This is a genomic window from uncultured Microbacterium sp. (assembly GCF_947632095.1).
GTDB lineage: Bacteria > Actinomycetota > Actinomycetes > Actinomycetales > Microbacteriaceae > Microbacterium.
In genome coordinates this window covers 16663-29280 of record NZ_CANROA010000010.1, presented here as the reverse complement: position 1 = coordinate 29280, position 12618 = coordinate 16663, and the positions used below count along the sequence as shown (strand labels likewise).

Sequence of the window (12618 nt, the reverse complement as noted above, 5' to 3'; positions counted from 1 at the left end):
AGGGACAGCGATGACGGAAGCCGCAGCACCGGGCTGGTATGACGATCCGGCCGGAGCGGCGTCGTACCGTTACTGGGACGGCACGCAGTGGACCGAGTCCACGAGCGACGCGGAAGAAGCCGTCGAATCGGCGCCCGCCATCGCGCTGGAGGAGCGGCAGCGCCGTGTGCGACGGCATCGCCGGCATCGGTATCGCCGCGGTGATCGCGCTGATCGCGGGAGGACTCGTCGTCGCTGAGGCCATCGGAGGCCGGGATCCGAGCGGCACGGTGATCGCCGGCGGCTACGCCTGGGCGCCCGTGGTGGAGTTGGCAGCGGAGGAATCGCTCGAGGTGCCGATGCGCGTGGACCCGCGCACATTGCCGGATGGCGATGAGGACGGCGTCTTCGCAATCTTCTTCGACAGTGCTCTGACAGATTCGTTGCCGCACAACGATCTCTGGAGCGAGAAGGATCAGACGGTCGCGATCCGCCCGTGGGAGGACGCCGAGCTTCGTGTGAGCAGCGGTTTGCCTGAGCTGCTGCGAACGACGAGTGTGCCCTACTTCGATCCGGTCGCTGAGGAGCTCGAGGACGCCGACGACTGGATCCGCGCGTCGTGGATGAGCTATGAGACCTATTACGTCGTGCAGTACTACGACCGCGATGGCGAGCTCCGCGACACCCCGTTGGTGCACACCGTGCGCTCATCCGACCACGAGATGTTCTTCGACACCATCGTGCCGACCTTCTCGATGGTCGGCACCGGTGGCAGCGTGAAGGCCACCTGGAATGCGCCGGAAGGTGCCGATGACAGCACCGAATACTTCCTCATCAAGAGCGACATCGGTTACGGCGGGCACACGGGCCCCTCGGTCGTCGCATCCACGACAGAGACGAGCTGGACCTCGAAACCGCCGACGCACGGAGAGGCTCCGGAACGAACGTTCAGCCTGTTCTCGGGCTTCTCCGTCGACGAGACCGGCGGGTCGCTGTTCACCTACGAGGAGCCGGAGCCGCTCGCACACATGGCGGTCGTCGCCGTCGGGGCGGCAAGCACTCGCGGATCAGCTATATCGACGCGAACTCCGTGATCGGAGCCGTGCCCTTCGACAGCGCATACAACGCCTATCGCGACATGTTCGATCTCAGCGATAACGGTGATTTCAGTGCGACCCCGACGCAGTATCCGGTCACGACGCTCAACGGCGACACCATCACGATGCCGCTGCGTCTGGACCCGACGACGATCTCCCCGCACGTCGTGACGCTCGGGATGTTCCTCTCGGGCGATGAAGACGCGCAGATGACCGGCCTCGTGAAGGGGGCGGTACCGGGAACGGACTTCCGGGTGACCCTCTACACGCTCAAGCCGGACGGCGTTTCGGAAGCGGATTGGCCGGCACGCATGGCCGACTACGTCTCGGCGTACAACGAAAGAGCGTCCATGGAGATGCCGAAGACGGGAGCGGTGACGACGTTCGCGGATCTCACCGGATCCCCGAACAACGTGACTCCGTCGACCGTCGCACCGGTGAGCGAGTACGAGCTCTTCGCTACGGACGAGTTGACCCGGTACATCGCCGCGAACCTCGCCGCCAGCGAACAGGCGGTCGATCTGAGCGCCTACGCCGGGAAACCGGGTCTCCCCGCTCCGGCGGATGCGTACCGAACGGCCTACATCCAGAATCCGCTCATCAGCGCGGTCGTGGACAGCGCCGTCATCGAGAAAGAGATCCTCTACGTCACCTATCGCGAAGATGCCGATGCGGTGAAGAAGATCCAGTCCCGGCTGAGCGCCCTGGCGGAGGGCATCATCGCCGAAATCGTCGACGCCGAGATGAGCGATGCCGACAAAGCCGGCGCCATCAACGCCTGGATGGTCGACAACATCGAATACGACTACGAGACCTACACAGAAGTCTCGTCGAACAGCATCCTGGCGGAACCGGTCGGTGACCAATGGAGGGCATGGGACTCGCACGGCGCGCTGATCGACGGACTGGTGGTCTGCGGAGGATACGCCGACGCCTTCAACCTCCTCGCCCGCGAGGCGGGCCTGGAATCGGTGTACGTGTCCGGTAATACGGTCGGCGGCGCCCATGCGTAGAACCACGTCCTGATCGACTGGCGATGGAAAGCCATCGACACGACGTGGAACGACGGCGCGGACTCGACCCGCTATCTGCTCATCGACGAATCGGACTTCACCGGGATGGCGCAGCGCACGATCAACGACGCATGGCATCCCGAGATGTTCCAGGAGGACTACGCCACCGAGTGATCGGACGGCGGTCGCCTAGACTGGGACCATGACGGAACCTTCGATCTTCACCCGCATCCTGCGCGGTGACATCCCCGGTGAGATCCTGCTCGAGACCGAGACGGTGTTCGCGATCCGCGACATCAACCCTCAGGCGCCGCTGCACGTGCTCGTCATCCCCAAGACCGAGCAGTACCGCGACGTGACCGAGCTCGCCGCCGGAGACGCACCGCTCATGGCCGACATGGTCGCCGCGGCGAAGCGCATCGCCGAGGAGCATGCGAACGGCGAATACCGGCTCATCTTCAACAACGGCGCCAGCGCCGCCCAGTCCGTCTTCCACGTGCATGCGCACGTGCTCGGCAATCTTCCGGAGGACCGGCTCATTGGCTTCTGACGAAAACGACCTCGTCACCGAGCGGCTCCTCGCCGACGGTGTCGCCATGGTGCAGCTGCTCGGACCGCAGGACCGCCTTCTCCGCATGCTCGAGAAGGAGCATCCCGCGGTGCAGGTCCTCGTCCGCGGCAATGAGATCACCCTCACGGGTGAGCCGGAACCCGTGCGCTCCGCGAAGAGACTCGTCGAGGAACTCATGACCATGACCCGCGACGGCGTCGATCTCGCCCCCGGAGACGTCGAGAACTCGGCTCGGATGCTGCGCCGGGACGAGGGTCCGCGTCCGAGCGAGGTGCTCGGCGAAGCGATCCTGTCGACCCGCGGCCGGGTCATCCGCCCGAAGACGCTCGGCCAGAAGGATTACGTCGACGCGATCGAGGAGAACACGGTCGTGTTCGGCATCGGTCCCGCCGGCACGGGCAAGACCTACCTCGCGATGGCGAAGGCCGTGCAGGCGCTGCAGCGCAAAGAGGTCACCCGCATCATCCTCACGCGCCCGGCGGTCGAGGCGGGCGAGCGGCTCGGGTTCCTTCCCGGCACCCTCACCGACAAGATCGACCCCTATCTGCGACCGCTGTACGACGCGCTCAACGAGATGATGGACCCCGACATCGTGCCGCGGCTCATGGCCAGCGGCACGATCGAGGTCGCCCCGCTCGCGTACATGCGCGGGCGCACACTGAACGACTCCTTCGTCGTGCTCGACGAGGCGCAGAACACGACGCCCGAGCAGATGAAGATGTTCCTCACCCGCCTCGGCTTCGGTACGAAGATGGTGGTCACCGGCGATATCACCCAGGTCGACCTGCCCCAGGGTGCATCCGGTCTGCGCCTGGTGACCCGGGTGCTGAAAGACATCGAAGACATCCACTTCGCCCGGCTCACCAGCGATGACGTCGTCCGCCATTCCCTGGTCGGGCGCATCGTCGACGCCTACAGCGAGTATGACGAGCAGCGCACGGTTGCCCGCCACGAGCGCGAGCAGGCCCGAGAATTCGCCAACCGTGCCGACCGACGAGCCGGTATGCCGCGCGATCGGCAGCCGAGACGAGGACACTCATCATGATCGAGATCAACAACGAATCCGCCATCGACGTCGACGAGACGGTGCTGCAGCGCCTCACCGACTTCAACCTCGCCCAGTTGCACGTCAGCCCGGATGCCGAAGTGGCGATCGTCCTCGTCGACGAGGGTGCCATGGAGGCCCTGCACGTGCAGTGGATGGACGAGCCCGGCCCCACTGATGTGCTCAGCTTCCCCATGGACGAGCTGCGTCCGGGAACCGAAGACCGCCCGACCCCTCCGGGACTGCTCGGCGATATCGTGCTGTGCCCCCAGGTCGCCGAGACCCAGGCGCAGGCTGCCGGACACACCCTGATGGACGAATTGATCCTGCTCACCACGCACGGACTGCTCCACCTGCTCGGGTACGACCACGCGGAACCCGATGAGGAGCGTGAGATGTTCGGTCTGCAGAAGGAGCTGATCCTCGGCTTCGCGCAGGCCGAACGCACCCGATGACCGAGATCCTCCTCATCGTCGCCGCCATCCTCCTGGTGGCATTCGGCGGGCTCAGCGCCGCCATCGACGCAGCCTACGGCGTGACCTCGCGAGCCGACCTGGAAGAGATGGCCGACGAGGGGCGCAATGCGAAGGCGCTCAAGCGGATCTGCGAAGACCTCGATGCCCACGTCAATGCGGTGTCATTCATCCGCGTGCTCGTCGAGGTCACCGCAGCCGTGCTCGTCACGGCCGCGTTCACGATCATGTTCGAGAGCATCTGGTGGGCGATGCTCGCCGCCGCGATCCTCATGACCGGCATCACCTTCGTTCTCGTCGGTGCCAGCCCGCGCTCCTTCGGCCGTCGTCGTGCCGAGGGGATGATCCGGGGCACGGCCTCGATCGTGCGGGGGCTCCGACTCATCCTGGGCCCCCTCGCCCAGGGCCTGGTCGTGATCGGCAACCGTGTCACGCCCGGCACGGGCCGCAGTTCGTTCGCCAGCGAGGACCAGCTGCTCAGCATGGTCGACGAAGCGGCGTCCAACGACCTGATCGAAGAGGACGACCGCGACCTCATCCACTCCGTCTTCGACTTCACGGACCAGTTCGTGCGCGCCGTGATGGTCCCGCGCACCGACATGGTCACCGTCGATGCCGAGGCGACGATGGATGAGGCCATGTCCCTGTTCCTCAATCGCGGCGTCTCCCGGGTGCCGGTGGTCGACGATGAGGCCGACGACGTGGTCGGCGTGCTGTATCTGAAGGACCTCGTGCAGTTCGCATATCGGGATGAGACCGCCTGGCGCGGAGCATCCATCCGCTCGATCTCGCGACCGGCGACATTCGTGCCGGAGTCCATGCGCGCGGAGACCCTTCTGCAGCAGATGAAGCGCGACGCCGTTCACGTGTGCCTGGTGGTCAACGAGCACGGCGGCATCGCGGGTCTCGTCACTCTGGAGGATCTGATCGAGGAGCTCGTCGGCGAGATCTCCGATGAGTACGACCGCGCCGCTGCCGAGGTCGTCGATCTCGGCGACGGCCGCTACCGGGTCAGCGCCCGCCTGTCGCTGGACGACGTGGGAGACCTGTTCGGCATCGACCTCGACGATGAGGACGTGGACTCGATCGGCGGGCTGCTCGGAAAAGCTGTCGACCAGATCCCGCAGCCCGGGGTCACGGCGACGATCGACGGACTGGTCCTGACCGGCGGTGCTTCGCGCGGCCGCGGACGGGGAATCGCCACGGTATTCGTGGAGCGCGCCGCGGGCGCAGCAGAGGAGACAGACGATGACCGATGAGAACCGCAGCGGATTCGCGACCTTCGTGGGGCGGCCGAACGTCGGCAAGTCCACGTTGACGAATGCCCTGGTCGGCGAGAAGATCGCGATCACGAGCGAGAAGCCGCAGACCACCCGGCGTGCGATCCGTGGGATCGTCAACCGGCCGAGCGGTCAGCTCGTGCTCGTCGATACACCCGGCATCCACAAGCCGCGAACGCTTCTCGGCGAGCGACTCAACGACCTCGTCGAGCAGGTGCTCGGCGACGTCGATGTGATCGGTTTCTGCGTACCGGCGACGGAGAAGGTCGGCCCCGGCGATCGCCGTATCGCCGCATCGCTCGACGGCTACGGCCGTGCGAAGAAGATCGCGATCGTGACGAAGACCGATGCCGCGGACCGCGACCAGATCACGGAGCGCCTCATGGAGGTCGACTCCCTGCGCGAGGACTGGGCCGCGGTCATCCCGCTGTCCGCCCTCACCCGCGTGCAGCTGGATGTGCTCACCGACGAGATGCTGGCGCTCATGCCCGCAGGGCCGGCGCTCTACCCGGACGACATCACGACGGACGAGTCCACCGAGGACCGCATCGCCGAGATGATCCGCGAAGCAGCGCTCGAGGGCGTTCGCGACGAGCTGCCGCACTCGATCGCCGTCGTCGTGGATGACATCGCCGAGCGCGAGGACAGCGACCTCACGGATGTTCACGCCTCGATCGTCGTCGAGCGGGACAGCCAGAAGGCCATCATCATCGGGCGCAAGGGATCGCGCCTGAAGCATGTCGGCGCGGAGGCCCGAACCGGTATCGAGGAGCTGCTCGGCACGCGGGTGTTCCTGAAACTGCACGTGAAGGTCGCCAAGGAGTGGCAGCGCGACCCGAAGCAGCTCGGACGCCTCGGGTTCTGAGCGTGGCGCAGCGCTGGGTCGCCGAGCACTGGGGATCGTACGAGGACTGGCGTCTCGTCGAGCATCCGGTGCCGGCTCCGGCGGCGGGGAGGCCACGGTGCGCGTGCGCGCCGCCGGGATGAACCCCTCAGACCACAAGCACGTCGCCGCAGCCCGACCGGGCGCCGTCCTTCCCGTCGCGATCGGCTATGAGATCTCGGGCGAGATCGTCGCGATCGGCCCGGACACGACGATCGGCTCGGGGCCCGCGGCGATCGGCGATGAGGTCATCGCCTTCCGAGTGCAGGGCGGTTACGCCGACGAGGTGACGATCCCCGCGTCGAAGGCGTTCGCGAAGCCCGCATCTCTGCCGCACGCCGCCGCGGCGAACCTGCTGCTGGCGGGCACGACGGCCGCCGATCAGCGGGGCGGCCGCGGGGGAGACGATCCTCCTGCACGGCGCATCCGGCGCCGTCGGTATCAGCGTGTTGCAGCAGGCACGACGGCGCGGCATCCGCGTCATCGGCACCGCGAGCGCGGCGCGCTTCGACGAGGTGCGCCGGTTCGGCGGCATCCCGGTCTCGTACGGCGCGGCGCTGGAAGATCGCGTGCGCGCGGTGACGGATGCCCCCATCGTCGTGGCCCTCGACACGGTCGGCACGTCGGATGCCGTCGACGCATCGCTCGAGCTCGTCGAGGACCTGCGGAGGATCGTGACGGTCGCCGCACCCGCGCGCGCCGCTGCCGACGGCTTCCGGGCGATCGCCGGATCGCAGCCCGAGAGCGCGGCCTTCCGCGACAGCATCCGCGCGGATCTCATCGCCCTCGCCGGTGCGGGGGAGCTCGAGGTGCCGATCGCGGGCATATTCCCGCTCGCTGAGGCGATCGCCGCTACCCGCATGCTCGCGACCGGGCACGCCGGCGGCAAGTTCGCACTCATCCCGTAGCCCGCCGACCCGGCACCCCGTTGATTTGGCGACCCGCGCGCTGACGGGTGTACTCTGAACGCATGCCATTCGGCGGTCTGCTTCTTCTTAGCTGCCGCGACGAGTCCTGAGAGCAAGGGCCTTCCTCGTCGCGGCGCTTGTGTTGGCCCGATCATCCTGACGAAGAGAAGAAGCCCATCATGCAGAACACCCAGCGCCCCTCGACGATGCCGGTGCACAAGTACCGTCCGTACCACGAGCAGATCGTGGTCGACATCCCCGACCGCACATGGCCCGCGAAGCGGATCACCGAGGCACCCCGCTGGTGCGCGGTCGACCTCCGCGACGGCAACCAGGCCCTCATCGACCCGATGTCGCCCGAGCGCAAGCGCGTCATGTTCGACCTGCTCGTGGGCATGGGATACAAGGAGATCGAGGTCGGATTCCCCTCCGCTTCCCAGACGGACTTCGACTTCGTCCGTCACCTGATCGACGACGGCGCCATCCCGGATGACGTGACGATCCAGGTTCTGACCCAGGCCCGTGAGCACCTCATCGCCCGCACCTACGAGGCCATCGCCGGTGCGAAGCAGGCGATCGTTCACCTGTACAACTCCACGAGCGTGCTGCAGCGCGAGGTCGTCTTCCGCACCGACAAGCAGGGCATCATCGACATCGCCCTCGAGGGTGTGCGCCTGTGCAAGCAGTATGAGGCGACGATCCCCGAGACGCGGGTCTTCTACGAGTACTCGCCCGAGAGCTACACCGGCACCGAGCTGGAGTTCGCCCTCGACGTCTGCAACCAGGTGATCGAGGCCTTCGGCCCGACGCCCGAGCGCAAGGTCATCATCAACCTGCCGGCGACGGTCGAGATGGCCACTCCCAACGTCTACGCCGACTCGATCGAGTGGATGAGCCGCCGCCTGGCCCACCGCGAGAACGTCATCCTGTCGCTGCACCCGCACAACGACCGCGGCACCGGCGTCGCCGCAGCCGAGCTCGGCTACATGGCGGGTGCGGATCGCATCGAGGGATGCCTGTTCGGCAACGGCGAGCGCACCGGCAACGTCGACCTCGTCGCGCTGGGCATCAACATGTTCACGCAGGGCATCGACCCGCAGATCGACTTCAGCGACATCGACCAGGTCAAGCGCACCGTCGAGTACTGCAACCAGCTGCCCGTCCCCGAGCGCAGCCCGTGGGCCGGCGATCTCGTGTTCACGGCGTTCAGCGGATCGCACCAGGATGCCATCAAGAAGGGCTTCGAGGCGATGGAGGCCCGCGCGGTCACCGAGGGCAAGACCATCGATGAGATCGAATGGGCCGTGCCGTACCTGCCAGTCGACCCGAAGGACCTGGGCCGCTCCTACGAGGCGGTCATCCGCGTGAACTCTCAGTCCGGCAAGGGTGGCGTCGCCTATCTGCTGAAGACCGACCACAACTTGGATCTGCCCCGCAAACTCCAGATCGAATTCTCGGGCGTCGTGCAGTCCACGACCGACTCCGAGGGCGGAGAGGTCACCAGCGAGCAGATCTGGACCATCTTCACGGATGAGTATCTGCCCGCCGACGACGCCGAGGCGAAGTGGGGGCGGTTCGAGCTGCTGGGCACGCAGACCCGCAGCGACATGTCGGGCGAGGTCGTCCTGGATGCTGTTGTGCGCGACGGTGACGAGGAGCGCTCGGTGACCGCGCAGGGCAACGGTCCCGTCGCCGCCTTCGTGGAGGTGCTGCGCGGTCAGGGCTTCGACATCACGGTCTACGACTACGTCGAGCACGCGCTCAGCTCCGGCGGCGACGCGCAGGCCGCGGCCTACGTCGAGCTGCAGGTCGACGACCAGCGCCTGTGGGGCGTCGGCATCGACGGCGACATCTCCACCGCGAGCCTCAAGGCGATCGTCTCGGGAGTGAACCGGGCGATCCGCACGCGGCAGACGCAGCTGGCGGCCGTCTGATCCGTCGCGTTCGAAGCGGCCTCCGCGATGTGCGGAGGCCGCTTCTGCCTCGCCCGAGCCTGTGCGCGTTTTCCCATTCCGGCGGAGGATAATCGAACCGTGCCCACCTATCGAGACGAAGCGGTGATCCTGCGCACCCATAAACTCGGTGAGGCGGATCGCATCGTCACCATGCTCTCGCGGCGCAATGGCAAGATCCGTGCGGTCGCGAAGGGCGTGCGACGCACCTCGTCGAAGTTCGGCTCACGGCTCGAGCCGTTCATGGTCGCCGATGTGCAGTTGTACCAGGGCCGATCTCTCGACATCGTCCAGCAGGCCGAGACCCTCGGCTCCTACGGCAGCGAGATCGCCGTGCACTACGAGCGCTTCACCGCAGCGAGCGCCATGGTCGAGACCGCCGACCGGCTCAACGACGCGGAGGCGACGCCCGAGCAGTACCTGCTGCTCGTCGGCGGCCTGCGCGCGCTCTCCCGTGGCGAGCACGCGGCGCGCAGCATCCTCGACTCCTACCTGCTGCGCGTCATGGCGCTGTCAGGATGGGCGCCGTCGCTCGGCGACTGCGCCCGGTGCGGGGCGCCAGGCCCGCACACCCACTTCGTCGGCCAGCTGGGCGGTCTCGTCTGCACGTCGTGCGCCCCGGCCGGCAGCCCGAAGATCGCCGACGGCACGATTCGCCTGCTGCGATCTCTGATCCGCGGTGAGTGGGGTGCGATCGATGCCGCCTCGCCGTCGGACACCGCCGCAGCATCCGGCCTCGTCTCCGCGTATGCGCAGTACCACCTGGAGCGCGGCATCCGCTCGCTCGCCCATGTCTCCGACCCGTCCCGAGAGGCGATCCGTTGAGCCCCCAGCCCTACACGCACAAGGATGCCGTTGCCTACCGCCCGCTGGATTGGACGGGGATCCACCCGCCGGTCTTCGCGAAGGTGCCCGAGCACGTCGCGATCGTCATGGACGGCAACGGCCGCTGGGCGAATAAGCGCGGCTTCAACCGCATCGAGGGCCACAAGGCCGGGGAAGAGGTGCTGCTCGACGTCGTCGCCGGAGCAATCCAAGCGGGCGTCAAGCACCTCAGCGTCTACGCGTTCTCCACCGAGAACTGGGCGCGCTCTCCCGAAGAGGTGCGGTTCCTCATGGGGTACAACCGTGACGTGCTGCACCGCCGTCGCGACCAGCTCAACGAGTGGGGCGTGCGGGTGCGCTGGGCGGGCCGCAAGCCGCGCCTGTGGGGCTCGGTCATCAAAGAGCTGCAGTATGCGGAGGAGCTCACGAAGGGCAACGATACGTTGACGCTCACCATGTGCGTCAACTACGGCGGACGCATCGAGCTCGTCGACGCCATGCGCTCGATCGCCGCGGACGTCGCCGCCGGCAAGGTCAAGCCGAACGCCATCAGCGAGAAGATGATCCGCCGTAATCTCTACGTGCCCGACATGCCCGACGTCGACCTGTTCCTGCGGTCATCGGGCGAGCAGCGCACGTCGAACTTCCTGCTCTGGCAGTCGGCCTACGCCGAGATGGTCTTCCTGGACACGCTCTGGCCCGACTTCTCCCGCGAGGAGCTGTGGCGCGCGATCGAGGTCTACGTCTCGCGCGACCGCCGCTTCGGTGGCGCGATCGATAAGCCCGCCGTCTGACCCGCCCTCAGCGCAGCCAGCGGGAGGCTTCGCGCGGATGGCGGAAGCGGACGACTGTCAGGTGCGGATAGAACTCCTGGACGCCGGGCATCCGCTCGTCCCATTTGTGACGGGTGCCTGTTTGCCAGCCCAGGATGTCGTTGTCACCGTTCCAGGCTTCTCGGCTCCACAGCGGTGGTTCGACGTTGCCGTTCCACAGTCTCGTGCGCAGCATCCGCCTCTTCAACGTGCGCGCGATGAGACGCCGGCGCACGATGTGCCACGGGTAGTCCAGCCACACGACGAGGTCCGCGCGCGGTGCGAGGATCGAATCGGCGCCCTTCGACGTGTACTGCCACTCGGTCACCCAACGATCCGTCGCCGCGAATGCGCGCACGTCGTGGAGGAACTCCGGTCGGACGGTCCAGTCGGGCCCGTGGTGCAGGGCGTCGATCTCGTGGTGCACGAGGCCGAAGCGATCGGCGATGCGCCGTGCCAGCGTGGTCTTCCCTGCGCCGGTGACACCGGCGATCAGCACACGCTGCGGGGCCGAGGGGAGCACGTTTCCGGAAGTGAGCATCCGAAGATGCTACCAACGGAATATTCCGCGTCAGGATGCGCTTGAATCATGATGTGACTGAACCCATCTCCATCGATATCTGGTCCGACATCGCCTGCCCGTGGTGCTTCATCGGCAAGCGCAATCTCGAGAAGGGTCTCGAAGCGATCGCCGCCGATGAGGATGCCCCGCAGGTGACCATCACCTTCCACTCGTTCGAGCTCTCTCCCGATACCCCGGTCGATTATCCGGGAACGCAGGTCGATTTCCTCATCGAGCGCAAGGGCATGAGCCGTGAGCAGATCGAGCAGATGCTCGAGCAGGTCACCGGCGTCGCGAGGAACGCCGGGCTCGAGTACCGTTTCGATCTGCTGCAGTACACCAACACCGTCAAGGCCCACGAGCTGCTGCACCATGCAAAGGCGAAGGGGCTGCAGCACGAGATGAAGGAGCGCCTCATGACGGCGTACTTCATGGAAGGAAAGCACGTCGGACGCATCGACGATCTCGTCGAGCTCGGTGTCGAGGTCGGTCTCGACGCCGATGAGACGCGTGCCGCCCTTGCGGAGAACACGTACCTGCCGGCCGTCCACCAGGATCAGGCGCAGGCACGTGCCTACGGCATCCAGGGCGTTCCGTTCTTCGTCATCGACGGCCAGTACGGGATCTCGGGCGCTCAGCCCGCATCGACGTTCGAGACCGTCCTGCGCGACCTGTGGGCCAAGCGCGGCGAGAACGCCTCTGCCTGACCCGGAGGCGGATCAGCGGAGCAGGGCGCTCTCGATCGCTTCGACGATCTCGGGGGCGTCCGGCTTCTGCTTCGGACGGAAGCGCTTCACCGATCCGTCGGGAAGAACGAGGAACTTCTCGAAGTTCCACTCGACGCGGCCGGCCTTGCCCGCAGCATCCGGCGTTTGCTTGAGCGCCTTGTAGAGCTCGACGGCGTTTCGGCCGTTGACCTTCACCTTCTCATTCACCGGGAAGGAGACGCCGTAGGTCGTGGAGCAGAACTCGAGGATCTGATCCATGGACCCCGGTTCCTGTCCCATGAACTGGTTCGACGGGAAGCCGATCACGCTGAACCCGCGATCGCCGTAAGCGCGCTGGAGCTGTTCGAGCTGCTCGTACTGCGGGGTGAGCCCGCATTTGGAGGCGACGTTGACCACGAGGATCACATCGGCGCCGACGTCATCCAGGGTCTTCTCGGCTCCCTGAGCATCGGTGAACGGGATCTGGCGCACGGCGGAATCGGTCATATGC

General features: G+C 66.5%; 15 protein-coding genes and 1 pseudogene. 14 read left to right on the top strand and 2 right to left on the bottom strand.

Features of this window, described 5'->3' with window-relative positions:
* Positions 1 to 10 precede the first annotated feature (10 nt).
* The 13 genes and pseudogenes from Q0Z66_RS04780 to Q0Z66_RS04720 all read left to right on the top strand — a co-directional run bounded on the left by Q0Z66_RS04780 (position 11) and on the right by Q0Z66_RS04720 (position 10820).
* The gene (locus tag Q0Z66_RS04780) at positions 11 to 238 is read left to right on the top strand and encodes a DUF2510 domain-containing protein (protein WP_298038393.1); all 228 of its coding nucleotides are present in this window, start codon (positions 11 to 13) and stop codon (positions 236 to 238) included.
* Positions 165 to 1073, top strand: coding sequence for a hypothetical protein (locus Q0Z66_RS04775; protein WP_298038390.1), 909 nt, complete (start codon positions 165 to 167; stop codon positions 1071 to 1073). The genes Q0Z66_RS04780 and Q0Z66_RS04775 overlap by 74 nt, the downstream gene beginning before the upstream one ends.
* Positions 1070 to 2089, top strand: a complete 1020-nt coding sequence (locus Q0Z66_RS04770) for a transglutaminase-like domain-containing protein (protein WP_298038387.1) — start codon at positions 1070 to 1072, stop codon at positions 2087 to 2089. Before Q0Z66_RS04775 ends, Q0Z66_RS04770 begins: the two co-directional genes overlap by 4 nt.
* Before the next feature lie 202 nt (positions 2090 to 2291).
* Positions 2292 to 2639: an HIT domain-containing protein gene (locus Q0Z66_RS04765; RefSeq protein ID WP_298038385.1), complete on the top strand. Its 348-nt coding sequence runs from the start codon at positions 2292 to 2294 to the stop codon at positions 2637 to 2639.
* 46 nt (positions 2640 to 2685) lie between these two features.
* Positions 2686 to 3705 carry a PhoH family protein gene (locus Q0Z66_RS04760; RefSeq protein ID WP_298038450.1) on the top strand — a complete coding sequence of 340 codons (1020 nt, stop codon included), beginning with the start codon at positions 2686 to 2688 and terminating at the stop codon, positions 3703 to 3705.
* Positions 3699 to 4160, top strand: a complete 462-nt coding sequence (ybeY, locus tag Q0Z66_RS04755) for an rRNA maturation RNase YbeY (RefSeq protein WP_298038448.1) — start codon at positions 3699 to 3701, stop codon at positions 4158 to 4160. Before Q0Z66_RS04760 ends, ybeY begins: the two co-directional genes overlap by 7 nt.
* Complete coding sequence (locus tag Q0Z66_RS04750; protein ID WP_298038382.1) at positions 4157 to 5437, top strand: hemolysin family protein; 1281 nt, start codon at positions 4157 to 4159, stop codon at positions 5435 to 5437. The genes ybeY and Q0Z66_RS04750 overlap by 4 nt, the downstream gene beginning before the upstream one ends.
* Entirely contained in the window at positions 5427 to 6323 is an 897-nt protein-coding gene (gene era, locus Q0Z66_RS04745) for a GTPase Era (protein ID WP_298038380.1), read from the top strand. Before Q0Z66_RS04750 ends, era begins: the two co-directional genes overlap by 11 nt.
* 118 nt (positions 6324 to 6441) lie before the next feature.
* Positions 6442 to 6537, top strand: a pseudogene (locus Q0Z66_RS04740) (NADP-dependent oxidoreductase); the annotation flags it as partial.
* A gap of 250 nt (positions 6538 to 6787) precedes the next feature.
* Positions 6788 to 7249: a zinc-binding dehydrogenase gene (locus Q0Z66_RS04735; RefSeq protein ID WP_298038377.1), complete on the top strand. Its 462-nt coding sequence runs from the start codon at positions 6788 to 6790 to the stop codon at positions 7247 to 7249.
* Positions 7250 to 7428: 179 nt separating this feature from the next.
* Positions 7429 to 9183 carry a 2-isopropylmalate synthase gene (gene leuA / locus Q0Z66_RS04730; protein WP_298038375.1) on the top strand — a complete coding sequence of 585 codons (1755 nt, stop codon included), beginning with the start codon at positions 7429 to 7431 and terminating at the stop codon, positions 9181 to 9183.
* A gap of 99 nt (positions 9184 to 9282) precedes the next feature.
* Complete coding sequence (gene recO, locus Q0Z66_RS04725) at positions 9283 to 10026, top strand: DNA repair protein RecO (protein ID WP_298038373.1); 744 nt, start codon at positions 9283 to 9285, stop codon at positions 10024 to 10026.
* A complete protein-coding gene (locus Q0Z66_RS04720; protein ID WP_298038370.1) occupies positions 10023 to 10820 on the top strand; it encodes an isoprenyl transferase in 798 nt (265 codons plus the stop codon). Before recO ends, Q0Z66_RS04720 begins: the two co-directional genes overlap by 4 nt.
* A gap of 7 nt (positions 10821 to 10827) precedes the next feature.
* Here the strand turns inward: Q0Z66_RS04720 and Q0Z66_RS04715 are convergent, their stop codons facing one another.
* Positions 10828 to 11379: an AAA family ATPase gene (locus Q0Z66_RS04715; protein WP_298038367.1), complete on the bottom strand. Its 552-nt coding sequence runs from the start codon at positions 11377 to 11379 to the stop codon at positions 10828 to 10830.
* Between the two features lie 53 nt (positions 11380 to 11432).
* Between Q0Z66_RS04715 and Q0Z66_RS04710 the strand changes: the two genes are divergently transcribed.
* Positions 11433 to 12107, top strand: a complete 675-nt coding sequence (locus Q0Z66_RS04710) for a DsbA family oxidoreductase (RefSeq protein WP_298038366.1) — start codon at positions 11433 to 11435, stop codon at positions 12105 to 12107.
* 12 nt (positions 12108 to 12119) lie between these two features.
* Here the strand turns inward: Q0Z66_RS04710 and Q0Z66_RS04705 are convergent, their stop codons facing one another.
* Positions 12120 to 12614 carry a glutathione peroxidase gene (locus tag Q0Z66_RS04705; RefSeq protein ID WP_298038363.1) on the bottom strand — a complete coding sequence of 165 codons (495 nt, stop codon included), beginning with the start codon at positions 12612 to 12614 and terminating at the stop codon, positions 12120 to 12122.
* Positions 12615 to 12618 lie beyond the last annotated feature (4 nt).

Bases quoted from the DNA above. Each gene is read 5' to 3' on its own strand.
- Q0Z66_RS04780 (WP_298038393.1), top strand. From the start codon at position 11: ATGACGGAAGCCGCAGCACCGGGCTGGTATGACGATCCGGCCGGAGCG.
- leuA (WP_298038375.1), top strand. From the start codon at position 7,429: ATGCAGAACACCCAGCGCCCCTCGACGATGCCGGTGCACAAGTACCGT.
- Q0Z66_RS04760 (WP_298038450.1), top strand. From the start codon at position 2,686: ATGGTGCAGCTGCTCGGACCGCAGGACCGCCTTCTCCGCATGCTCGAG.
- Q0Z66_RS04750 (WP_298038382.1), top strand. From the start codon at position 4,157: ATGACCGAGATCCTCCTCATCGTCGCCGCCATCCTCCTGGTGGCATTC.
- Q0Z66_RS04715 (WP_298038367.1), bottom strand. From the start codon at position 11,379: ATGCTCACTTCCGGAAACGTGCTCCCCTCGGCCCCGCAGCGTGTGCTG.
- Q0Z66_RS04765 (WP_298038385.1), top strand. From the start codon at position 2,292: ATGACGGAACCTTCGATCTTCACCCGCATCCTGCGCGGTGACATCCCC.
- Q0Z66_RS04705 (WP_298038363.1), bottom strand. From the start codon at position 12,614: ATGACCGATTCCGCCGTGCGCCAGATCCCGTTCACCGATGCTCAGGGA.
- era (WP_298038380.1), top strand. From the start codon at position 5,427: ATGACCGATGAGAACCGCAGCGGATTCGCGACCTTCGTGGGGCGGCCG.